Below are 20,762 nucleotides of genomic sequence, written 5' to 3'. Positions count from 1 at the left end.
GAAGAGGCCGGTGCAAGCAGCGAGCATTCACTGTGCTTGCACTGGCCTCTTCGCAGCGCAAGGCTGCTCCTACAAGGGGCCGTGTGTGCTTCAGCCAGGCAAAAAAAATCCCCAGCTCAGGCCGGGGATTTTTTTATTACGCCAGGATCAATCTTCGCGGTAGCGACGCAGCTTCAGCTGCTTGCCAGCCACGCGGGTGTCCTTGAGCTTGGACAGCAGACGCTCCAGACCATCTTCCGGCAGCTCGACCAGGCTGAAGCTGTCGCGCACCTGGATACGGCCGATAGCGTCACGGGCCAGGCCGCCTTCGTTGAGGATCGCACCCAACAGGTTCTTGGCAGCGATGCCGTCACGGGCACCCAGAGCAGTACGGCAACGCACGCGGCCTTCAGCCAGCGGCATCGGCGCACGACGCTCACGGTCACCACGGTCACTGCGCTCGCCACGCTCGGCACGCTCACCGGTACGCTCACGCGGTGCACCAACGCCCGGTACCAGCGGCTGCTCGCGCTCTACGGCAGCCAGGTCCAGCGCCTGACCGTTGGTGGCTTTGCGCAGCAAGGCCGAAGCCAGGGCACGCGGGCTGCAACCCAGGTCGGTGGTCAGACGGTCGAGCAGGTCGCCATGGCTGGCTTCCGATTCGGCCACCAGCGGCGCCAGGCTCGAGGTCAGTTTCTTGATGCGAGCATCCAGAACGGCCTGAGCATTCGGCAGACGTGCTTCGGCAACTTTCTGCCCGGTAACACGCTCGATCACTTGCAGCATGCGGCGCTCACGCGGGGTGACCAGCAGCAGTGCACGGCCTTCGCGACCGGCACGGCCGGTACGGCCGATACGGTGAACGTAGGACTCTGGGTCGTACGGCATGTCGACGTTGAACACGTGCGTGATGCGCGGTACGTCCAGACCACGGGCAGCGACGTCGGTGGCGACGACGATGTCCAGGCGGCCATCCTTGAGCGAGTCGATGACGCGCTCACGCTGGTTCTGGGCGATGTCGCCGTTCAGCGCAGCAGCCTTGTAGCCTTTGGCTTCCAGCGCGGCGGCCAGGTCCAGGGTGGCTTGTTTGGTACGCACGAAGGCGATCAGCGCGTCGAACTCTTCAACTTCCAGCAGACGCAGAACAGCCGGGATCTTCTGGTCGGCATGGACCATCAGGTGGGCCTGGTCGATCGCGGTAACGGTCTGGGTCTTGCTCTGGATCTTGACGTGCTTGGGTTCACGCAGGTGACGTTCGGCGATCGAGCGGATCGACGACGGCAGGGTTGCGGAGAACAGGACGGTCTGACGGCTAGCGGGGATTGCGTCGAAGATCACTTCGAGGTCATCCATGAAGCCCAGCTTGAGCATCTCGTCGGCTTCGTCCAGTACCAGGTACTGTACGGTCGACAGGACTTTTTCGTCACGACGCAGGTGGTCGCACAGACGGCCTGGGGTAGCGACGACGATTTGCGCGCCGTTACGGATGGCACGCAGCTGTGGGCCCATCGGGGCACCACCGTAAACAGCGACCACGTTAACGCCCGGCATCTGCTTGGCGTAGGTTTCGAAAGCGGTAGCAACTTGCAGCGCCAACTCACGGGTTGGCGCCAGGATCAGGGCTTGCGGTTCGCGCTTGCTCACGTCGATCTTGTTGAGGATCGGCAGGGCGAAGGCAGCGGTCTTGCCGGTGCCAGTCTGCGCCTGGCCGATCATGTCGTGACCGGCGAGGATGATCGGGATCGACTGATGCTGAATGGCGGACGGCTCTTCATAGCCGGTAGCCAGTACAGCAGCAACAATATTCGGATTGAGATCGAGAGCGGCGAATCCGCCGGTTTCCTGGGTCATGGGTCTGCCTCTAGGTGCATCCGCAAAGACCCATGCTCCAAAGCTGCACATGCCTTGAAAGACCAGAAGGTCACCCAGGCAGCTTTGGCGGCGGGGATTTGCGAAAACGATTGAAAAAGAAAAACTTGGGAAGGTCCGCCTAGCGGACGTGCAGCCGAAGCTGGACTCGGAGGATTTGCACCACCTGATTTTGAGGTCCGCTAAAAGACCGGCGCGTACTATACCCGAATTAATGGGTTACGTGAGGAAAATTTTCGGTAGACCGGAGCCACCAGGTAGCCACTAGCGACCACGGGCTGAATCGTTAATTCACCTCCCCTTGTAGGAGCAGCCTTGCGCTGCGAAGAGGCCGGTGAAAGCAGCAAGCATCTACGCAGCCTGCAATGGCCTCTTCGCAGCGCAAGGCTGCGCCTACAAGGGATGTCAGCAGCTCAGGTAGCAGGCCGAATTGCTTTGATCAGCCCGTCAAGGCTATACCCCAACTGCGGCGCCAGCGCCTCGGCCCGCGCCCGCAGCCCTTGCATGTCCAGCGTTTGCTCAAGGTCCGCCGGCACCAAGAGGATCACGTTGCCCTCCTTCACCGGCAACTCCCAATAATGCCGGTGGTACAAGCCGCGCAGCAGCGCCGCGCCCAGCGGCCTGCCGTCATCGCTGGCCCACTGGTTGATCACCAGCCAACCCCCAGGGTTGAGCTGCTTCTGGCAGTTGTCCAGAAACCCCCAGGCCAAATGCCCAACACCCGGGCCAAAGTCGGTGTACAGGTCGACGAAGACCAGGTCGGCCTTCTCTGCGCTGGGCAGCAGCTCAATGGCATCGCCTACCCGCACATACAGGCGCGGGTCATCGTCCAGGCCCAGGTGTTCCATGGCCAGGCGTGGCACGTCCGGGCGCAGCTCGATGGCTTCGATGTCGTCCAGCGGCAGAAACTTCATGCAGGCCTGGGTCAGCGTGCCGGCGCCCAGGCCCAGAAACAGCGCACTCTCGGGCTGCGCGTGGCACAAGGCGCCGACCAGCATGGCGCGGGTGTAGTCATATTCCAGCCAGCTGGGGTCGGCGGTGAACACGCAGCTCTGTTCGATCGCGTCGCCGAATTCGAGAAAACGGTAGTCGTCCACCTCGTACACGCTGATGACGCCAAAGGCATCTTCGACCCGTGCCAGTAGCCGCTCTTCCCGTTCCGCCGTCATGTTCGCCACTCGCCCGTGCAAAAACGCGCATTGTCCGCCAACACCCCCGATGCAACAAGCGCGGCGGCAACTGTTACCATGAGCCAAAGCCTACAACCTACAAGATCGAGCCCGAAATGAACGCACCGTGGAGCCCCGACAGCTGGCGTGCCCTGCCTATCCAGCAGCAACCGACCTACCCCGACGCCGCGCACCTGCTCAAGGTTGAACAGACCTTGGCCAGCTACCCGCCGCTGGTGTTCGCGGGCGAGGCCCGCGAGCTGCGCCGGCAGTTCGCCGAGGTCACCGAAGGCCGCGCGTTCCTGTTGCAGGGCGGCGACTGCGCCGAGAGCTTTGCCGAGTTTTCCGCAGCGAAGATCCGCGACACGTTCAAGGTGCTGCTGCAGATGGCCATCGTCATGACCTTTGCTGCCGGCTGCCCGGTGGTCAAGGTCGGGCGCATGGCGGGGCAATTTGCCAAGCCGCGTTCCTCGGGCGACGAGACCATCGGCAACGTCACCCTGCCGGCCTACCGTGGCGATATCGTCAACGGCATCGGCTTTGACGAAAAAAGCCGCATCCCCGACCCGGACCGCCTGCTGCAGGCCTACCATCAGGCCACCGCCAGCCTCAACCTACTGCGCGCCTTTGCCCAAGGTGGCTTTGCCGACCTGCACCAGGTGCACAAGTGGAACCTGGACTTCATCGCCAACTCGGCGCTGGCCGACAAGTACCATCAACTGGCCAACCGTATCGACGAGACCCTGGCCTTCATGCGCGCCTGCGGGCTGGACAGCGCGCCGCAGCTGCGCGAAACCAGCTTCTTCACCGCCCACGAAGCGCTGCTGCTCAACTATGAAGAAGCCTTCGTGCGCCAGGACAGCCTGACCGGCGACTACTACGATTGCTCGGCGCACATGCTGTGGATCGGCGACCGCACGCGCCAGCTCGACGGCGCCCATGTCGAGTTCCTGCGCGGGGTGCACAACCCCATCGGGGTCAAGGTCGGCCCCAGCATGAACCCCGAAGAACTGATCCGCCTGATCGACACCCTCAACCCGAGCAACGACCCCGGCCGCCTCAACCTGATCGTGCGCATGGGCGCCAACAAGGTCGGCGACCACCTGCCAGGGTTGATCCGCACTGTCGAGCGCGAAGGGCGCAAAGTGCTGTGGAGCTCCGACCCCATGCACGGCAACACCATCAAGGCCAGCAGTGGCTACAAGACCCGTGACTTCGCGCAGATCCTCGATGAGGTGAAGCAGTTCTTCCAGGTGCACCAGGCCGAAGGCAGCCATGCGGGCGGGATCCACATCGAGATGACCGGGCAGAACGTCACCGAATGCATCGGCGGCGCCCGCCCGATCACCGAAGACGGCCTGTCGGACCGCTACCACACCCACTGCGACCCACGCATGAATGCCGATCAGTCGCTGGAACTGGCGTTTCTGATTGCCGAAACCCTCAAGCAGGTGCGTCGCTAAACCGCCGCACCTACAAAAAACGGCCTATTTGCGCAGCGGATCATCCCAGAAGTGCCGCTCGGCCTCTTGCTGGATATCCGCCCGGCTCAAGCCCAGGTCGTGCAATGTCGCATCGCTGAGGCTGGCCAACTCCTGGCGCTGACGGTACAGCTCCCACCAACGCGCCGGGCGCTGCAGGGCTGCGTGCCACAGGTGGTTCAGGGAAAAGGCAGGTTGCTGGATGCTGCTGACATGACCTTTCATCGTGAAGCCCTCCGTGTTGATGGCTCCAGTCTCGCGCCGGGCTTAAGATCAATCCAACGAATGTTTCTGATGCCATGCATCTCGGAGATTGATGCAATGTCCCAGTATCAAAGCCTTGATGCCGACGTATTGCGCACCTTCGTCGCCATTGCCGAGCAAGGCGGTTTCACCCGCGCCGGTGAGGTGGTCAACCGCACCCAGTCGGCGGTCAGCATGCAAATGAAACGCCTGGAAGAAGACATCCTGCAGCGCCAGCTGTTCGAGCGCGAGGGGCGCCAGGTACGCCTCACCGCTGAAGGGCAGGTACTGCTTGGCTATGCCCGGCGCATCCTCAAGCTGCACGGCGAAGTGTTCAATACCTTGCGCATGCCGCACATGGTCGGGGTGGTACGCATCGGCACACCCGACGATTACGCCATGCGCTTTCTGCCGACCATCCTGTCGAGTTTTGCCCAGGCTTACCCGCTGGTGCAGGTGGAGGTGCATTGCGATTCGTCAAAGCAATTGATGCTGCGTCAGGACCTGGACCTGACCATCGTCACCCGCGAACCGGGCAACGAAGTCGGCCAGCTGTTGCGCCAGGAACGCCTGGTGTGGGCTGCCGCCGAGGGGTTCTGCCCGCAGGAGCAACGGCCCATGCCGGTGGCGCTGTTCAACACCGACTGCTTTTGCCGCGCCTGGACCTGCAATGCGCTAGAAGCGCAAGGCATCGACTACCGCATTGCCTACACCAGCCCAAGCCTGGCGGCGATCTTTGCCATCGTCACTGCCGGGTTGGCGGTGACCGCACAGTTACAGAGCCTGATCGGCGGCAACATACGGATTTTGGGCGAGAGCGATGGGCTGCCGCAGTTGCCGGTGGCCAATGTGATGCTGGTGCGCAGTACGCAGCACCCGTCACCGATCACCGATTGCATGGCCGATTACATCGTCGAAGGGTTCAAATAGATCGGTGGCAGCCATGGCTTTGTGTAGGAGCAGCCTTGTGCTGCGAAGAGGCCGGTGATTTCAGCGACATTTTTCGCTGCTTGGACGGGCCTCTTCGCAGCGCAAGGCTGCTCCTAGAGGGAGATGGCTGCTGCATGTGCGCTCAAAGCTCAAACCCCAACATCACCGCACATACCACCAAAAACGCACAAAACATCGCCCGCAACACTTTCTCTGGCAGGGCATGCGCCAACCTCACCCCCCAGCTGATGCTGAGCAGCCCACCCACCGCCAAGGGGATCCCTACCCCCCAGTCAACACTCTGGTGCACGCCATAGGTCAACAGGGTCACCGTCGTGCTGGGCGCCGCCAACGCCAGCGACAACCCCTGCGCCACCACCTGCGTGGTCCCGAACACGCTGGTCAGAATAGGCGTGGCGACCACCGCGCCCCCTACCCCGAACAACCCACCCATGGTCCCGGCAAAACTGCCCAGCACGCCCAGCCACGGCCAGGCGTAACGCAGTTCAGGGCTGGGCGGCGCGACCTTTAGGAACATCCGCGCCACGTTCCACACCGCCAGCGCCACCAGAAAGCCGACAAAACCCAGCCGCATGGACTGGGCATCGATGCCCACCGCCCAAATCGACCCCAGCCAGGCGAACAGAAAACTGCACAGTGCCAACGGCAACGCATGGCGCAGCTCGATGCGGTTGCGCTGGTGGTAGCGCCACAGCGCCAGCACCACATTCGGCACCACCATGACCAGCGCGGTGCCCTGCGCCAATTGCTGGTCCAAGCCGAACAACACCCCCAGCGCCGGGATTGCAATCAACCCGCCGCCAATGCCGAACAAACCACCCATGGTGCCCAGGGCAGCGCCCAACGCGATATACAACAACCACTCGATCATCAGGGCCTCTGCGCCTCTCGCTTGCAATGGTGAGCATGCTACCGAGTCGGGGCTGGTGGGGAAACGCATAGCAGCGCACAATGGCTGTGCGTTTTATGCAAAGCCGAGCCACCATGAACCCCGATATCCTAACCGACCAACTCAGCCTGTTTCTCGACGTGCTGGAAGCCGGCAGCTTCTCTGCCGCCGCCCGGCGCCACCCATTGACGCCTTCGGCCGTTGCCCGGCGCATCGACAACCTCGAAAGCGCCGTGGGCAGCCGGCTGTTCACCCGCAGCACCCACGCAGTGCGCGCCACCCCGGCCGGCAACGCCTTTGCCGAACGCGCACGACGCATCATCGAGGAGCTGCGCCTGGCCCGCGCCGAAGCCGTCTCATTGAGCAGCGCCCCGGAAGGCCTCATCCGCATCGACGCCCCCGCCGCGTTTGGCCGTCGCCACCTCGCCCCGGCCATCGCCGACTTCCTGGTGGCTTACCCCGGGCTGGACGTGCACCTGCGCCTGATCGACAGCTTCGTCGACCTACAGGGCAGCCACCTCGGCGAAGTCGACTTGGTGTTGCGTGCAGGCCCCCTGGCCGATACGCGCCTGGTCGCCACACCGCTGGCCTACATGGTCCGCATCGCCTGCGCCAGCCCGGCCTACCTGGCCAGCCGAGGCGTACCGGCGTGCCCCAGCGAGTTGCCTGCGCACGACGGCCTCGACTGGGACGGCCTGGCGCCGCCGTTTGCCTGGCGTTTCAGCGTGGCCGGCCAAGCCCGCCTATACCGGCCATCACGCATGCGCATGGCCGCCAACAACGCCGAAACCCTGCTGTTCGGCGCCCTGGCAGGTTTGGGCATTGCCCACTTGCCCACCTGGCTGATCAGCGACTACCTGCTGCGCGGCGAACTGGTCCCGCTGTTTTGCGAAGGTGGCCTGCCAGCCGCCGAGTCCAGTGGCATTTATGCGTTACGCCTGGCACATGAAACGAACTCTCGCAGCCGTTTGCTGCTCGAATTTCTCAAGAGCCGTTTCAGCCCCATTCCACCCTGGGACCTGGCCCTGCGCAGTGAACTGCGCTGGCAATGAACGCACTAATGATCAGCGTGCTAGATTTCCCCATTGATTATTCCAAGGACCTGCATGAACGCCGACACCCAAGCCTCCTGTGACGAGCTGCTGCTGGACAACCAGGTCTGCTTCGCCCTGCATTCGACCTCGTTGCTGATGACCAAGGTCTACAAGCCGCTGCTGCAAGCGCTGGGCCTGACCTACCCGCAGTACCTGGCCATGCTGGTGCTGTGGGAGCGGGATGGCCTGACTGTGGGCGAGATCAGCCAGCACCTGCTCACCGACCCTGGCTCGCTGACCCCGCTGCTCAAGCGCCTGGAAAGCGAAGGCCTGCTCAAGCGCACCCGCAGCCGCGAGGATGAACGGGTGGTACTGGTGCAGCTGACCGACAAGGGCCGTGATTTGCAACAACAGGCCAAACAGGTGCCCCCGTGCATCCTCAAGGCCAGCGGGCGCAGCCTGGAACGCCTGAAACAGCTGCAGGCCGACCTGCTCGAACTGCGCGACAACCTGCAGAAAAACCTCTGAGCGCTATGCTGTGTGATGGCCGTTCGGATGAGCGGTGATGATTTATCTTGCGCGCAAACTAATTGCGCGCTAATTTAAATCCCACACCTACCCAGCGCCACCGCCACCCGGTTGCGCACAGCACATTAGCGAGGCTCAAGATGCAAAAGGTCACTCCGCTGTACATCGCAGAAGCCACCTCCACTGGCGGGCGCGACGGTAAATCCCGCTCCAGCGACGGCAAGCTGGAAGTCAAGCTGAGCACCCCCAAAGAACTGGGCGGCGCGGGCGGTGACGGCACCAACCCTGAACAGATGTTCGCGGCCGGCTACTCGGCCTGCTTCATCGGCGCGCTGAAATTTGTCGCCGGGCAAGAGAAAAAAGCCCTGCCGGCCGACGCCTCGATCACTGCAAACGTCGGCATTGGCCAGATCCCGGGTGGTTTCGGCCTGGACATCGACCTGCACATCAACCTGCCGGGCCTGGCCCAGGCCGATGCCGAAGGGCTGGTGGAGAAAGCGCACAAAGTCTGCCCTTACTCCAACGCTACCCGCGGCAATGTCGATGTAAGGCTGCACGTGACGGTCTGAATGCAGGCATAAAAAAACCCGGCCGAGGCCGGGTTTTTTGTGCGCATCACAAGAAGAATTACTTCTTGGAACGGCCCTTGAAGCTGTTGTCGCGAGTGTCGATGTCGATCCACTCGTCGATCTGGATGAAGTCGGCAACCGAGATCTCGGTACCGTTCGCCAGCTTGGCAGGCTTCATCACTTTGCCAGAGGTGTCACCACGAGCAGCGTTCTCGGTGTAGACAACTTTACGGCTGATGGTGGTCGGCAGTTCAACCGATACCAGGCGGCCTTCGAAGAAGACGGCTTCGCAGATGTCTTCCATGCCTTCTTCGATGTACGGCAGAACGGCGTCGATGTCTTCGGCGTTCAGTTCGTACATGGTGTAGTCGGTGGTGTCCATGAAGGTGTACGAGTCACCGCTGATGAACGACAGGGTCGCTTCTTTGCGATCCAGGATCACGTCGTCCAGCTTGTCGTCCGCACCGTAGACGGTTTCGGTCTTGTAGCCGGTCAGCAGGTTCTTCAGCTTGGTTTTCATGATCGCGCTGTTACGGCCCGATTTGGTGAACTCAGCTTTTTGAACCAGCCACGGGTCGTTGTCGATCCGCAGTACGGTACCGGGTTTCAGTTCTTTACCAGTTTTCATTACGAAGTATCCGAATCTGGATGGATTTATAAAAATCGAGGCCGCATATCATAGCCAATTTCGGTAAAACTGTACCAGCGTCATGGCAAGGTCCGGCCGAGTGGCCTGCCGGGCCGCCCAATCTCGGGCATGCTGCTGCAGTTCTGGCCAGTGCCGCTGGGCCGCTTGCCACGCCTGGCCGACGTCGTTGTCCATGTTCCAGGCACGCCACAACGCAACCAGTGCGTCAGCGGCATCGTCTGACAGGCCTTGTCGATAATGCTCAAGGAACGCTTCGAGTTTTTCCCAGTGGGCGTTCTCTTCCTGCACGTAGATGTGCCACAGCATCGGCCGCCCGGCCCACTGCGCACGCACGAACGAGTCTTCGCCGCGCACGGCATTGAAGTCGCAGGCCCACAGCAGGCGATCATAATCGTCCTGGCTGACGAACGGCAAAATTTGCACCGTCAGCGACCCGCGCAGGCGCACATCGCCCACCGCCAGCCCCGGCTCGCCCAGCCAATGGGCAACGTCAGCCAGGATGCGCCCTTGCGGTACCAGCAGGTGGGTCGGCTGCGTATCTGCTGCCAACGCATCCAGCCAGTTGCCCAGCTGGGTGTTCTCATAGGCGAACAGCGAGATCAGCCTCGCTTGCGCCTCGGGGTGTACACCCAGGCGCTGCAAGAACGCCTGCCGGGCTTCGGCAGACTGCGCGAAGGCTTCGCGCCGCGCCAGCAAATCGCCCTCACGCAACAGGCCACCGGTTTTTTCGGTAAAGCCTGGGAAGAAGAACACTTTGCGCAAGCCGTTGGGCTGGGGCGACGGCAAACCGTGGCAACCCTCAACCCAGTCCTCGGCGCTGAGGTAGTCGAGGTTCAGCCACAGCGGCGGCTTGGGCCGGGCACGCATAGCCTCGACATAGTGCGCCGGCAGCTGGCAGGCGAACGCGCCGATCACCACCTCGGCAGGCTCCACCGGCAGCCACTCGGCAGGCCACTGGCGCACATCGACACCGTGCTGCCATTGTTGCAGCGCCGTGGCATCGGCGCCGGGGCACATCGGCACGAAGGCGTTCAGGTCGTCCACCCACAGGCGCACCGCCAGATCGTGCTCGTCCACCAGTTGCCGCGCCAGGCGCCAGGTGACGCCGATGTCGCCATAATTGTCGACGACGGTGCAAAAGATGTCCCAGGTGGCCTTCATGTGCCCTCCCCCTCATGGTGCCGAAAACCGCGAATTCTGCGGATTAATTGCCGTGGACAAAAGCACCCACGGGTAAAATTCGCCGACAGCGTGCGACAATGCACCTCGAACTGCCCTGCCAGGAGGCTGCCATGCCCCGCCACCGCGAACTGAAAATCACCCTCAAGCCGTTGCAACTGATCCTCTGCGTGGCCTTTGGCCTGTGGCTGGGCGCCGTGGCCATCGCCATGAGCCTGTGGTTGACGTTGCAGCTGTGGCCAGAGCAGGTGCAGCCGGTCGCCCAGGCCGTGGCCCCTGCCCGCAGCCAACCCGCCGCGCCACCACCGGTAGATGCCCAGGGCGAAATGTTCGAGCGCTACAAGGACATGCTGCACCAGCAGCAACTGCAACAGGCCGCCGAGGCTGCCCAAGGCAACCCTCGCAACCTCAACAGCCCCAAGTGCCAGTTCTGGCTGCAACAGAACCGCACCGCCCCCACCGAAAAAAGCCAGGCCCATGTGCTGGAGTTCTGTTACTGAAGATGGACAAGCCCCTGCTACTCACGCGCATCGTCGCGACCCTCGAACATGACGTAGACGTGCTGAGCCGCGCCGCCCAGACCGCGTACGAAGCCGCCACCGCGGAAGAGAACATCGCCGAAAACAAGTATGACACCTTGGGCCTTGAAGCTTCGTACCTGGCCACCGGCCAGGCACGGCGTACTGCCGAGATTCGCCAGGCGTTGCAGATTTACCAGCAACTGCTGTTGCGTGACTACGACCCTGCGCGTGGCGTGCAGGTGAGCAACCTGGTGACCCTGGAGGACGAGGTTGGCCAGCAACGTAGGCTGTTCCTCGGGCCTGAGGCGGCGGGGTTGAAAGTGGGTGAAGGGGATGAGCTGGTGACCGTGATCACACCGCGCTCGCCGCTGGGGCAGCAGCTGGTGGGCAAGCGGGTGGATGACGAGGTGAGCTTGGGCGCGCAGGTGTTCTTCATTGTTGATGTTGCCTGAACGGGCCTCTTCGCGGGTATTGCGCCATCCCTGTGGGAGCGGGTTTACCCGCGAAGAGGCCGGATCAGGCAGCATCAATCTAAAGGCCCTGCAGCGCATCGAACTGCCCCGCCAACCCCTGCTGCGCAAACTGCTCCACGACAAAATCGATAAACGCCCGCGTCTTCCCGGGTAACAGTTTATGCTGGGCGTAATACACGCTGATATGCCCATCGTCCACATACCAATCCGGCAACACCCGCCGCAGCCGCCCGGCCTGCAGGTAAGGCACGGCAAACGGCAGACTGACCAAGGCAACCCCCAACCCCTGCTGCGCCACCGCGCAGGCCGCATCCGAATCACTCATGGTCATTGCTTGGCGCAGCACCAACGGCTGCTGCTCCTGCCAGCGACTGGTCAGCGGCCAGGAGCGCACCCGGCCGGTCTGCGGTGAGCGAATCAGAATGCCAGCGTGGCGCTGCAGCGCCTGCGGGTCCACGATCGGCGCCTGTTGGTCCAGGTAGGCAGGCGCTGCCACCAGCACCCGGTGCGCCGGGGTCAGCTTGCGCGCCACCACCCCCGGCGGCAAATCAAAACCGCCACCAATGGCAGCATCGAAGCCTTGGCCGATCAGGTCGACCTGGCGATTATCGAAATGCCAGTCCGGGGTAATCGCCGGGTAGCGGCGCAAGAATTCTCCCAACAGGGGTAACACGTACAACCGCCCGAACACCGTGCCCATGCTGACCCGCAGCAGCCCGGCCGGCTGGCCTTCGGCACTGGCCAGGTTGGCCACGGCGTACTGGATGGTACGAAAACTGTCACTCACTTCACCCAGAAAACGCTGGCCTGCTTCGGTCAAGGTCAGCTTGCGGGTACTACGCTGGAACAGTCGCACGCCCAACCGGGCTTCCAGCTGAGCCACATGCTTGCCCACTGCGGCGGGGGTCAGGCTCAGGCGGCGAGCGGCCTCGGCGAAGCTGCCGACCTCGGCGCTGCGGATAAAGCATTCGAGGGCGTTAAAAGACTCCACGGCCATGATTAACAACCAAAGGTTTACTCTGCCAATAGTGATTGCCATCTTATCAGCAGGTAATTAGCCACCGATACTGCGCCCATCCAAGGCATTCGGCCTTGCTTCCCAGCAGGAGATCAGCATGTCCAAACAACTTCCACTCGACGGTAAGGTAGCCCTGGTCCAGGGCGGCTCCCGCGGCATTGGTGCGGCCATCGTGCGCCGCCTGGCCCGCGACGGTGCACGGGTTGCCTTCACCTACGTCAGCTCCGCCGGCCCGGCAGAACAGCTGGCCCAGGAAATCATCGGCAACGGCGGCCAAGCCCTTGCCCTGCGCGCTGACAGCGCCGACGCCGCAGCCGTGCAATTGGCAGTGGATGACACCGCGAAGGCCTTTGGTGGGCTGGACATTCTGGTGAACAACGCCGGCGTGCTGACGGTGGCGCCGATCGCCGAGTTCGACTTGGGGGACTTCGACCGCATGCTGGCGGTGAATGTGCGCAGCGTGTTCGTCGCCAGCCAAGCGGCCGTGCGCTACATGGGCCAGGGCGGGCGCATCATCAACATCGGCAGCACCAACGCCGAGCGCATGCCCTTTGCCGGTGGCGCCCCCTACGCCATGAGCAAGTCGGCGCTGGTTGGCCTGACCCGCGGCATGGCACGCGACCTCGGCCCCCAGGGCATCACCGTCAACAACGTGCAGCCCGGCCCGGTGGACACCGACATGAACCCGGCCAGTGGGGAGTTTGCCGACAGCCTGATACCGCTGATGGCCATCGGGCGCTATGGGCAGGCGGATGAGATTGCCAGCTTCGTGGCCTACCTGGCGGGGCCAGAGGCGGGGTACATCACTGGGGCCAGTTTGACGGCGGATGGTGGGTTTGCGGCTTGAGGCGGGCGCGGTTCCTCGTGTCTGCCTTGGTTTTTTAGCGCCTGGGAGATCGAGCGCCGCCCGCGCGGCGCTTCGCAGCACAAGGCTGCTCCTACATCCGTTTCGGGCCAGTTATTCCTGTGACATGGGCGCGCGACCTTTGTGGTGCCCGCCTCCTGTAGGAGCAGCCTTGTGCTGCGAAGCGCCGCGCGAGCGGCGCCTAAAACTCCCCCGTCAAACCCTCAACGCCCCTAGAATACAGCCCCCTGCCCCCCGAGATCCCCATGAACGCCCCGACCCTCAGTCGCGCCCTGATCTTGCTGATGGCCACTGCCACCGGCCTGGCCGTGGCCAGCAACTACTACGCGCAACCGTTGCTGCACAGCATCGCCCTGCAGTTCGGCCTGAGCACCGCCGGCGCCGGCAGCATCGTCATCGCCGCCCAGCTCAGCTATGGCGCCGGCCTGTTGCTGCTGGCGCCCCTGGGCGACCTGTTCGAGCAGCGCCGCCTGATCACGGTAATGACCGCCATTTCGACCCTCGGCCTGGTCATCAGCGCCTGCGCACCGAGCCTGCCGTGGTTGCTGCTCGGCACCGCACTGACCGGCCTGTTCTCGGTGGTGGCGCAGATCCTGGTGCCGATGGCGGCGAACCTGAGTGAGCCGCACCAGCGCGGGCGCGCAGTGGGCACACTGATGAGCGGCCTGTTGCTGGGCATTCTGCTGGCGCGTACGGCGGCCGGCTTCATGGCCGAGCTGGGTGGCTGGCGCAGCATCTATGTGCTGGCCGCGGTACTGATGGCCATCACCGCCCTGGCCCTGTACCGCAGCTTGCCGCAGCACCACAGCCATGCCGGCTTGAAGTACCCGGCCTTGATCGGCTCGGTGTTCCGTCTGTTCATCGAAGAGCCCGTGCTGCGCTTGCGCTCGCTGCTGGGCTTGCTGGCGTTCAGCCTGTTCGCGCTGTTCTGGACACCGCTGGCCTTCCTGCTGGCGCAAGAGCCCTACCACTACTCGGACGCGGTGATCGGCCTGTTCGGCCTGGCCGGCGCGGCGGGGGCGCTGTCGGCCAACTGGGCCGGGCGCCTGGCCGACCGAGGCAAGGGGGCGTTGGGCACCACGGTGGGGCTGATCGTACTGCTGCTGTCGTGGGTGCCGCTGGGCTTTGCCGAGTACTCGCTGCTGGCGTTGCTGCTGGGGGTATTGATGCTCGACCTGGCTGTGCAGCTGGTACACGTGAGCAACCAAAACGCGGTGATCGCGCTGCGGCCAGAAGCGCGCACACGGCTGAATGCAGGCTATATCACCTGCTACTTCATCGGCGGTGCGCTGGGGTCTTTGCTGGGGACGCAGTTGTTCCAGCGTCAGGGCTGGATGGGCATTGTCGTGGCCGGCTTGGTGATCGGTACGCTGGCGCTGCTGGCCTGGGCGCTGGCCGAGCGCAAGCGCATCAGCCGCGACATTGCAACGCACTACCCTCCGTCGCCTGAGCGTTGACTGCCTGCCTCGGGAGGGCTCAAGTAGGCGCTGGACAATGCCCCCTCCCTGAAGGACGACTTTATGACAAGACTCACGGTTCGATCCGGCGATTTCTTGCAAGGTGAAGGCGAGTATCGCAACGGATCGCTCACACTCAAGACCCCGCGCAGCCCCTCGCCTGGCGAGCGGATCTCACTCGCACGCATCAGTGACCTCAAGCTGTCCAGCTTGGAGTCCAGCCGCAGCCTGGGTACCGCCCTTGGCTGGGGTGTAGCTGGGGCCCTGGTGGCCGGGCCGGTGGGCCTGCTGGCCGGGCTCTGGCTCGGTGGTAAGGAAGAAGAAGCCACCTTCCTCGCCACCTTCAAAGACGGGCGCAAACTGCTGGCCGTGACCGATGGCAAGACCTGGTCGAAGATCGACGACAGCTGGCGCCAGCACAAGCGCCCGGCCAGCAACGACTGAATATCGCGCGGGCCTGCTCGTCCATTGTTGAAGGCGGCTGTTAAGATGCCGCCTTTTTCATGGCCTGTACCGGCCTCTTCGCGGGCGTGCCCCGCGAAGAGGCCGGCACCGGTGTCGCGTACCCAGGAGCCTCCGCATGCCCCCGCTTCGCCCCCGCCTGCCCCTGAGCTTGCTCAGCCTGGGCCTGGCCCTGCATTGCCCTCATTTGCTTGCCGAAGACAGCATCGTGCTAGACCCGCTGCGGGTCTCCGACAGCTATGGCAACGACGGCTACCAGGTGCGCGAAGCCTCGGTGGGTGGCTTCCAGCCCGCGCCGCTGCTCGACACCCCAGCCTCGGTCAGCGTGTTCAGCCAGCAATTGCTGGAGGACCGCCAGGTGCGCAAGCTCAGCGAAGTGCTGCAAAGCGATGCCTCGGTGGGGGAAAGCTATGCGCCCATCGGCTATTACGAAAACTTCAACGTGCGCGGCTTCGAGCTGAATGCCGCCAGCAGCTACCGGATCAATGGCCAGACTATCGCCGGCGAGCAGAACGTGGCCCTGGAAAACAAACAGCAAGTGGAATTGCTCAAAGGCTTGTCCGGGCTGCAAAGCGGCGTTTCGGAGCCCGGCGGCCTGATCAATTACGTGACCAAGCGCGCCGAAGACGTGCGCAGCGTGACGGTATCGACCAACGAACAAGGCGAACGTTACCTGGCCACCGACCTGGGCGGCTGGTTCGGCAGCGAGCGGCAGTTCGGCCTGCGCACTAACCTGGCCCATGAAGACATCCGCAGCTATGTCGACCATGCCGACGGCAAGCGCGACTTCGCCTCGCTGGCCTTCGACTGGCAGATCAACCCGGATGCCACGCTGCAGCTGGATGCCGAGTACCAGCACCGCGAACAGCGCTCAGTGCCTGGTTACCAGTTGCTCGGCGGCACCGAGGTGCCACACGGTATCGACCCGCATGATCGCCTGGCCTACCAGCAGTGGGCCAAGCCGGTGCAGAACGATTCGCTGAACCTGGGCGGGCGTTTCGAGTACCGCTTCAACGAGGCCTGGACCGGCACGTTGAGTGCGTCGCGTAGCAAGGTGGTGATCGACGATTACAGTGCGTTTGCCTGGGGCTCGAGCGAGGGGGCTTTTTTCGGCAGCAATGGCGACTATGACATCTATGACTACCGCAGCCCGGATGACACCCGCCGCACCGACGAGGCACAGGCCACGCTCAACGGCCGCTTCGATGCGCTGGGCGTAGGGCACGACCTGACAATCGGCAGCAGCGCGCAACGCCGCACGGTGGACCAACGCCCCTATTACAACGAGTGGCTGGGTACCGGCAATATCTACACCGGTGCGCCAGCACTCGACCCGTCTGACAAGCCGATCGGCGCCAGCGAGCGTCGCCTCGACAGCCGCCAGTACGGCGTGTTCGTGAGTGATCGCATCAGCTTCAACGAGCAGTGGCAAACCGTGATCGGCGCTCGCGAAGTGCGCTTGGACGAGCAGACCTGGGACGAGACCGGTGTTGCCGGGCGCCACACTCGCCAGTACCAGTTGCTGCCCAATGCTGCGCTCATCTACAAGCCACGCCCAGACACCACGCTGTACGCCAGCTACGCCAAAGGCCTGTCGGCTGGCGGTACCGCACCTTGGTTCACTCTTAACAAATACGAAATCCTCGCCCCCACCCTGTCACGCCAGCTGGAGTTGGGCATCAAGCGTGACTGGCAAGGCATCAGCTTCAGTGCCGCACTGTTCCAGATCCGCCAGGCGTATCAATACGCACGCCCGGATGGCCAAGGCACCTTCACTTATGTCCAGCAAGGCCAACAGAAAAACACCGGCCTGGAGCTGGGCGCCAGTGGCTGGGTGACCTCGAACCTGCAAGTGCAGGCGAGTGCCGCAGCCATTCGTGCACGGGTAAAAAACAGCGGTACAGAGGACTACGAAGGGCATCAGGCAATCAATGTGCCCAAACTGCGTGCGGCGCTGCAGGCCGAATACAGCCTGCCGGTACCAGGCCTGGCGCTGCTGGGCGGTGCGCGCTACAGCGCCAGCAAATATGCCAGCCAGGCGGGTAATGTCGAGGTGGGCGGTTATACCGTGTTCGACCTCGGCAGCCGCTACCGCACCCGCATTGGGGGGTATGACACGGTGCTGCGGTTGACCGTGGATAACGTGTTCGACAAACGCTACTGGCGCGATGTGGGGGATTACCTGGGGGACAACTACCTGTTCCAGGGTGCGCCGCGGACGGCACGGTTGTCGGCGTCTGTGAGTTTCTGATGAACCCGGGGCCGCTGTGCGGCCCATCGCCGGCAAGCCGGCTCCCACAGGCGTGGCGCCAACCTTGGAGTCTGCAAAGTTCTTGTGGGAGCAACTGTCTTGTGGTGCTTGTTCTGGCCTCATCGCTGGCAAGCCAGCTCCCACAGGTGCGGCGCTAGCCTTTAAGGCTAGACAGTTCGGGTGGGAGCTGGCTTGCCGGCGATGAGCTGCACAGCAGCCCCATAAGCACTGCGAAAACAAAAAGCCCCCGAGCTTTTCAGCGCGGGGGCTTTTTGTAGAATGTGGCGGTGAAGAAGGGATTTGAACCCTTGATACGATTTCTCGTATACACACTTTCCAGGCGTGCTCCTTCGACCACTCGGACACTTCACCGTTTTCTCTTCAAGCCTTTCAGCCTGTCGAGGCGCGCTAATTTAGTGGAAGGCCTTTCCTTTGGCAAGCATTTTTTTCAAATTTTTCATGCATTTGCATTTGAGGCCCGGTAAACGCTGACCGGCCAGTCAGCCTTGCTGCTTTACCTGGCCCACGGCGCTGGGTAACGTCGTCGCCACGCCAACAAAAGGACTCTGCCATGAGCGAGCTGATTACCTACCACGCCGAAGACGGCATCGCCACCCTGACCCTGAACAACGGCAAGGTCAACGCCATCTCGCCGGATGTCATCACCGCCTTCAACGCCGCCCTCGACCGCGCCGAACAGGAACGTGCCGTGGTGATCATCACCGGGCAGCCGGGCATTCTGTCTGGCGGCTACGACCTCAAGGTCATGACCAGTGGCCCCAAGGAGGCGATAGGCCTGGTTACCGCCGGCTCCACCCTCGCCCGCCGCCTGCTGTCGCACCCGTTCCCGGTGATCGTCGCCTGCCCCGGTAATGCCGTGGCCAAAGGTGCCTTCCTGCTGCTGTCGGCCGACTACCGCATTGGTGTCGACGGGCCCTACAAGGTCTGCCTGAACGAAGTACAAATCGGCATGACCATGCACCATGCCGGCATCGAACTGGCCCGCGACCGCCTGCGCCGCTCGGCCTTCCACCGCTCGGTGATCAACGCCGAAATCTTCGACCCGCAAGGCGCACTGGACGCCGGCTTCCTCGACAAGGTGGTGCCGGCCGAGCAACTGCACGAGGCGGCCCAGGCTGCGGCCCGTGAACTGAAGAAGCTGAACATGCTGGCGCACAAAAACACCAAGCTGAAGGTACGCAAGGGCCTGCTGGAGGCTCTGGACAAGGCTATCGAGCTGGATCAGAGCCACATGGGCTAACCCTGCAGATCGACAGACTCACCCCAGGTTTGCCTCTTTGAGTGCACAGTCGTACACTGGAATGCGACTATCTGGTGTGAGTCATCCCATGCTTTATTCGTTGCGCATGCTCCTGCTGGCCCTGCATTTTCTGCTGGTTGGCGCTGTAGGCCTGGTTATCGGCCTGTGCCGCCCCTTCAACCCCGACAACAGCCGGGTATTTGCCCGGCTTTATAGCGTGCCGGCCGCCTGGCTGATGCGCGTCAAGGTCAAGGCCGAAGTCGGCCCATTGTTCGATCACCCGCCCGGTTGCGTCATCATCGCCAACCATCAGTCCAATTTCGACCTGTTCCTCATTGGCCAGGCAGTGCCGCCGCGCACCGTAGCCATTGGTAAGAAAAGCCTGGGCTGGATCCCGTTGTTCGGCCAGCTGTTCTGGCTGGGCGGCAACGTGCTGATCGACCGCAAGAATGCCTACCAGGCGCGTAAGGCGCTGCAAAAGACCACGCGGGTGCTGCAGGACGATACATCGATCTGGATTTTCCCCGAAGGCACCCGCAACCCGGCAGAGCACCTGTTGGCGTTCAAGAAAGGTGCCTTTCACATGGCCATCGAAGCCGGTGTACCAATCGTGCCGGTGTGCGTCAGCCGCTATGCCCGGCGTTTGAACCTGAACAGCTGGCGGCAACGGACGGTGATCGTGCGCTCGCTGCCACCGATTGCCACGGCGGGCTTGAGCCAGCGCGACATCCCCGCCCTGGTCGAACAGTGCCGCAGCCAGATGCAGCAGTGCATCGACCGCATGGAAGATGAACTCGCACGCCGCTAGGTTGCCCTCTGGGCCCTTACAGCCCAAGCTGTAAGGGTGTTCAATCGAATAAGTGGACAACCATGGGTCGAGTCGTGGCGTCGGCGGTGTACAGCGCCGGCAGAAAGGTCACTAACATCAGCATCGACGAAGGCAGCGAATGGGCGCGCAAGCCCGGCCACTTCGTCTGGATCGGCCTCGAAGAGCCCAACGCCGAGGAGCTGGCCAACCTGCAGCGGCAGTTCAACCTGCACGAGCTGGCCATTGAAGACGCGCTGGAAAAGCACAGCCGGCCCAAGCTTGAAACCTTCGGTGATGCGCTGTTCATCGTCACCTATTCGCCGGTGCGTCATGAAGGCAAGCTGGAGTTCATCGAAACCCATATCTTTGCTGGCAATGGCTACATCATTACCTGCCGCAACGGCCATTCGAAATCCTACGCCCTGGTGCGCCAACGCTGCGAGGCACGGCCGCTGCTGCTGGAGCATGGCGAAGATTTCGTGCTGTACGCGCTGCTCGACTTCGTGACCGAGAACTACCAGCCGGTCAGCGAAGCGATTCATGGCGAAATCGAAGAGTTGGAGCAGAGCGTGCTGGGCGGTTCGCTGCAAGAGGATGACATCCGCCGCCTGCACAGCCTGCGGCGCGACATCTTGCGCCTGCGCCGGTACGTGGCGCCGATGCTGGAGGTGAGCGAAGAACTGCAGCGCTTGAGCTTTCCGTTCATCGACAAGAACATGCGACCGTATTTTCGCGATGTGCAGATTCATGTCACACGGCAGATGGAAGACCTGGTCGGCATTCGCGATATCGCCAGCCAGACCATCGAGATCGGCATGTTGCTGGAGTCATCGCGCCAGAGCATCGTGCAACGCAAGTTTGCGGCCTGGGCGGCGATTCTGGCCTTCCCCACGGCGATTGCCGGGATTTATGGGATGAACTTTCAGAACATGCCGGAGCTGGCGTGGCAGTACGGGTATTTTGGTGTGTTAGGGGTGATTGGGTTGGGGTGTGCGGGGTTGTATGCCAGCTTCAAGAAGTCGGGCTGGCTTTGAGAAGTTGGGGCCGCTGTGCGGCCCATCGCAGGCAAGCCAGCTCCTACAGGTACAGCGCTGATGTTGGGGCCG

Annotated in this window: 21 protein-coding genes and 1 tRNA gene; 14 read left to right on the top strand and 8 right to left on the bottom strand. The window is 62.9% G+C overall.

The features are described 5' to 3' along the window. Positions 1-147: 147 nt before the first annotated feature. Together LOY53_RS07100 and LOY53_RS07095 are read right to left on the bottom strand one after the other, a co-directional pair. Positions 148-1,830 (bottom strand): DEAD/DEAH box helicase, encoded by a 1,683-nt coding sequence (locus LOY53_RS07100; RefSeq protein ID WP_027596046.1) that lies wholly within the window; start codon positions 1,828-1,830, stop codon positions 148-150. 431 nt (positions 1,831-2,261) lie between these two features. Beyond that, positions 2,262-3,017 (bottom strand): spermidine synthase, encoded by a 756-nt coding sequence (locus LOY53_RS07095; RefSeq protein WP_258703785.1) that lies wholly within the window; start codon positions 3,015-3,017, stop codon positions 2,262-2,264. A 116-nt stretch (positions 3,018-3,133) separates the two neighbouring features. Between LOY53_RS07095 and LOY53_RS07090 the strand changes: the two genes are divergently transcribed. After that, positions 3,134-4,480: a class II 3-deoxy-7-phosphoheptulonate synthase gene (locus LOY53_RS07090; protein ID WP_033700615.1), complete on the top strand. Its 1,347-nt coding sequence runs from the start codon at positions 3,134-3,136 to the stop codon at positions 4,478-4,480. Positions 4,481-4,504: 24 nt separating this feature from the next. Here the strand turns inward: LOY53_RS07090 and LOY53_RS07085 are convergent, their stop codons facing one another. Continuing rightward, positions 4,505-4,723, bottom strand: coding sequence for a DUF1127 domain-containing protein (locus LOY53_RS07085; protein ID WP_027596043.1), 219 nt, complete (start codon positions 4,721-4,723; stop codon positions 4,505-4,507). A 96-nt stretch (positions 4,724-4,819) separates the two neighbouring features. Here LOY53_RS07085 and LOY53_RS07080 point away from each other — a divergent pair, with 96 nt between their 5' ends. After that, positions 4,820-5,671 (top strand): LysR substrate-binding domain-containing protein, encoded by an 852-nt coding sequence (locus LOY53_RS07080; RefSeq protein WP_027596042.1) that lies wholly within the window; start codon positions 4,820-4,822, stop codon positions 5,669-5,671. A gap of 142 nt (positions 5,672-5,813) precedes the next feature. On the opposite strand, the gene LOY53_RS07075 is transcribed toward LOY53_RS07080, so the two are convergent. Next, positions 5,814-6,563 carry a sulfite exporter TauE/SafE family protein gene (locus LOY53_RS07075; RefSeq protein ID WP_258703784.1) on the bottom strand — a complete coding sequence of 250 codons (750 nt, stop codon included), beginning with the start codon at positions 6,561-6,563 and terminating at the stop codon, positions 5,814-5,816. Positions 6,564-6,676: 113 nt separating this feature from the next. Between LOY53_RS07075 and LOY53_RS07070 the strand changes: the two genes are divergently transcribed. The 3 genes from LOY53_RS07070 to LOY53_RS07060 all read left to right on the top strand — a co-directional run bounded on the left by LOY53_RS07070 (position 6,677) and on the right by LOY53_RS07060 (position 8,712). Continuing rightward, positions 6,677-7,633: a LysR family transcriptional regulator gene (locus LOY53_RS07070; RefSeq protein ID WP_258703783.1), complete on the top strand. Its 957-nt coding sequence runs from the start codon at positions 6,677-6,679 to the stop codon at positions 7,631-7,633. A gap of 54 nt (positions 7,634-7,687) precedes the next feature. Then, positions 7,688-8,143 (top strand): MarR family winged helix-turn-helix transcriptional regulator, encoded by a 456-nt coding sequence (locus tag LOY53_RS07065; RefSeq protein WP_027596039.1) that lies wholly within the window; start codon positions 7,688-7,690, stop codon positions 8,141-8,143. 140 nt (positions 8,144-8,283) lie between these two features. Continuing rightward, positions 8,284-8,712 (top strand): organic hydroperoxide resistance protein, encoded by a 429-nt coding sequence (locus LOY53_RS07060; protein ID WP_027596038.1) that lies wholly within the window; start codon positions 8,284-8,286, stop codon positions 8,710-8,712. 58 nt (positions 8,713-8,770) lie between these two features. Here LOY53_RS07060 and efp read toward each other — a convergent pair whose 3' ends face one another. Then, positions 8,771-9,340: an elongation factor P gene (gene efp, locus LOY53_RS07055; RefSeq protein WP_099428595.1), complete on the bottom strand. Its 570-nt coding sequence runs from the start codon at positions 9,338-9,340 to the stop codon at positions 8,771-8,773. Positions 9,341-9,388: 48 nt separating this feature from the next. After that, positions 9,389-10,522: an elongation factor P maturation arginine rhamnosyltransferase EarP gene (earP, locus tag LOY53_RS07050; protein ID WP_258703782.1), complete on the bottom strand. Its 1,134-nt coding sequence runs from the start codon at positions 10,520-10,522 to the stop codon at positions 9,389-9,391. A 131-nt stretch (positions 10,523-10,653) separates the two neighbouring features. Between earP and LOY53_RS07045 the strand changes: the two genes are divergently transcribed. Both LOY53_RS07045 and LOY53_RS07040 read left to right on the top strand, forming a co-directional pair. After that, complete coding sequence (locus LOY53_RS07045; RefSeq protein WP_258703781.1) at positions 10,654-11,040, top strand: hypothetical protein; 387 nt, start codon at positions 10,654-10,656, stop codon at positions 11,038-11,040. A gap of 2 nt (positions 11,041-11,042) precedes the next feature. After that, on the top strand, positions 11,043-11,513 hold the full coding sequence (locus LOY53_RS07040; protein ID WP_252827076.1) for a GreA/GreB family elongation factor: 471 nt from the start codon (positions 11,043-11,045) through the stop codon (positions 11,511-11,513). Between the two features lie 79 nt (positions 11,514-11,592). Here LOY53_RS07040 and LOY53_RS07035 read toward each other — a convergent pair whose 3' ends face one another. After that, entirely contained in the window at positions 11,593-12,531 is a 939-nt protein-coding gene (locus LOY53_RS07035) for a LysR family transcriptional regulator (RefSeq protein ID WP_258703780.1), read from the bottom strand. 118 nt (positions 12,532-12,649) lie between these two features. Between LOY53_RS07035 and LOY53_RS07030 the strand changes: the two genes are divergently transcribed. From LOY53_RS07030 to LOY53_RS07015, 4 genes are all read left to right on the top strand, one after another. After that, entirely contained in the window at positions 12,650-13,399 is a 750-nt protein-coding gene (locus LOY53_RS07030) for a 3-oxoacyl-ACP reductase family protein (protein WP_099453275.1), read from the top strand. Positions 13,400-13,662: 263 nt separating this feature from the next. Beyond that, on the top strand, positions 13,663-14,874 hold the full coding sequence (locus LOY53_RS07025; RefSeq protein ID WP_099453274.1) for an MFS transporter: 1,212 nt from the start codon (positions 13,663-13,665) through the stop codon (positions 14,872-14,874). Between the two features lie 63 nt (positions 14,875-14,937). Further along, entirely contained in the window at positions 14,938-15,318 is a 381-nt protein-coding gene (locus LOY53_RS07020) for a hypothetical protein (protein WP_027596030.1), read from the top strand. Positions 15,319-15,454: 136 nt separating this feature from the next. After that, the gene (locus tag LOY53_RS07015) at positions 15,455-17,587 is read left to right on the top strand and encodes a TonB-dependent siderophore receptor (RefSeq protein WP_252827074.1); all 2,133 of its coding nucleotides are present in this window, start codon (positions 15,455-15,457) and stop codon (positions 17,585-17,587) included. A gap of 282 nt (positions 17,588-17,869) precedes the next feature. On the opposite strand, the gene LOY53_RS07010 is transcribed toward LOY53_RS07015, so the two are convergent. Continuing rightward, a tRNA-Ser gene (locus LOY53_RS07010) sits at positions 17,870-17,959 on the bottom strand. A 199-nt stretch (positions 17,960-18,158) separates the two neighbouring features. Between LOY53_RS07010 and LOY53_RS07005 the strand changes: the two genes are divergently transcribed. The 3 genes from LOY53_RS07005 to LOY53_RS06995 all read left to right on the top strand — a co-directional run bounded on the left by LOY53_RS07005 (position 18,159) and on the right by LOY53_RS06995 (position 20,690). After that, positions 18,159-18,848, top strand: coding sequence for a crotonase/enoyl-CoA hydratase family protein (locus LOY53_RS07005; protein ID WP_258703779.1), 690 nt, complete (start codon positions 18,159-18,161; stop codon positions 18,846-18,848). Between the two features lie 88 nt (positions 18,849-18,936). After that, positions 18,937-19,656, top strand: a complete 720-nt coding sequence (locus LOY53_RS07000) for a 1-acyl-sn-glycerol-3-phosphate acyltransferase (protein WP_258703778.1) — start codon at positions 18,937-18,939, stop codon at positions 19,654-19,656. Positions 19,657-19,718: 62 nt separating this feature from the next. Further along, on the top strand, positions 19,719-20,690 hold the full coding sequence (locus tag LOY53_RS06995; RefSeq protein ID WP_027596026.1) for a magnesium and cobalt transport protein CorA: 972 nt from the start codon (positions 19,719-19,721) through the stop codon (positions 20,688-20,690). Positions 20,691-20,762 lie beyond the last annotated feature (72 nt).

Origin of the sequence: Pseudomonas sp. B21-031, assembly GCF_024748985.1 — a bacterium.
GTDB classification, from domain to species: domain Bacteria; phylum Pseudomonadota; class Gammaproteobacteria; order Pseudomonadales; family Pseudomonadaceae; genus Aquipseudomonas; species Aquipseudomonas kermanshahensis.
This window is presented reverse-complemented; position numbering and strand designations above follow the sequence as displayed.

Excerpts from the sequence above, each read along its gene's own strand:
- LOY53_RS07020 (WP_027596030.1), top strand. The coding sequence starts at position 14,938 with ATGACAAGACTCACGGTTCGATCCGGCGATTTCTTGCAAGGTGAAGGC.
- LOY53_RS07040 (WP_252827076.1), top strand. The coding sequence starts at position 11,043 with ATGGACAAGCCCCTGCTACTCACGCGCATCGTCGCGACCCTCGAACAT.
- efp (WP_099428595.1), bottom strand. The coding sequence starts at position 9,340 with ATGAAAACTGGTAAAGAACTGAAACCCGGTACCGTACTGCGGATCGAC.
- LOY53_RS07005 (WP_258703779.1), top strand. The coding sequence starts at position 18,159 with ATGAGCGAGCTGATTACCTACCACGCCGAAGACGGCATCGCCACCCTG.
- LOY53_RS07095 (WP_258703785.1), bottom strand. The coding sequence starts at position 3,017 with ATGACGGCGGAACGGGAAGAGCGGCTACTGGCACGGGTCGAAGATGCC.
- LOY53_RS07090 (WP_033700615.1), top strand. The coding sequence starts at position 3,134 with ATGAACGCACCGTGGAGCCCCGACAGCTGGCGTGCCCTGCCTATCCAG.
- earP (WP_258703782.1), bottom strand. The coding sequence starts at position 10,522 with ATGAAGGCCACCTGGGACATCTTTTGCACCGTCGTCGACAATTATGGC.
- LOY53_RS07045 (WP_258703781.1), top strand. The coding sequence starts at position 10,654 with ATGCCCCGCCACCGCGAACTGAAAATCACCCTCAAGCCGTTGCAACTG.
- LOY53_RS07075 (WP_258703784.1), bottom strand. The coding sequence starts at position 6,563 with ATGATCGAGTGGTTGTTGTATATCGCGTTGGGCGCTGCCCTGGGCACC.
- LOY53_RS07065 (WP_027596039.1), top strand. The coding sequence starts at position 7,688 with ATGAACGCCGACACCCAAGCCTCCTGTGACGAGCTGCTGCTGGACAAC.
- LOY53_RS07080 (WP_027596042.1), top strand. The coding sequence starts at position 4,820 with ATGTCCCAGTATCAAAGCCTTGATGCCGACGTATTGCGCACCTTCGTC.
- LOY53_RS07100 (WP_027596046.1), bottom strand. The coding sequence starts at position 1,830 with ATGACCCAGGAAACCGGCGGATTCGCCGCTCTCGATCTCAATCCGAAT.
- LOY53_RS07015 (WP_252827074.1), top strand. The coding sequence starts at position 15,455 with ATGCCCCCGCTTCGCCCCCGCCTGCCCCTGAGCTTGCTCAGCCTGGGC.
- LOY53_RS07000 (WP_258703778.1), top strand. The coding sequence starts at position 18,937 with ATGCTTTATTCGTTGCGCATGCTCCTGCTGGCCCTGCATTTTCTGCTG.
- LOY53_RS06995 (WP_027596026.1), top strand. The coding sequence starts at position 19,719 with ATGGGTCGAGTCGTGGCGTCGGCGGTGTACAGCGCCGGCAGAAAGGTC.
- LOY53_RS07025 (WP_099453274.1), top strand. The coding sequence starts at position 13,663 with ATGAACGCCCCGACCCTCAGTCGCGCCCTGATCTTGCTGATGGCCACT.
- LOY53_RS07085 (WP_027596043.1), bottom strand. The coding sequence starts at position 4,723 with ATGAAAGGTCATGTCAGCAGCATCCAGCAACCTGCCTTTTCCCTGAAC.
- LOY53_RS07030 (WP_099453275.1), top strand. The coding sequence starts at position 12,650 with ATGTCCAAACAACTTCCACTCGACGGTAAGGTAGCCCTGGTCCAGGGC.
- LOY53_RS07035 (WP_258703780.1), bottom strand. The coding sequence starts at position 12,531 with ATGGCCGTGGAGTCTTTTAACGCCCTCGAATGCTTTATCCGCAGCGCC.
- LOY53_RS07060 (WP_027596038.1), top strand. The coding sequence starts at position 8,284 with ATGCAAAAGGTCACTCCGCTGTACATCGCAGAAGCCACCTCCACTGGC.
- LOY53_RS07070 (WP_258703783.1), top strand. The coding sequence starts at position 6,677 with ATGAACCCCGATATCCTAACCGACCAACTCAGCCTGTTTCTCGACGTG.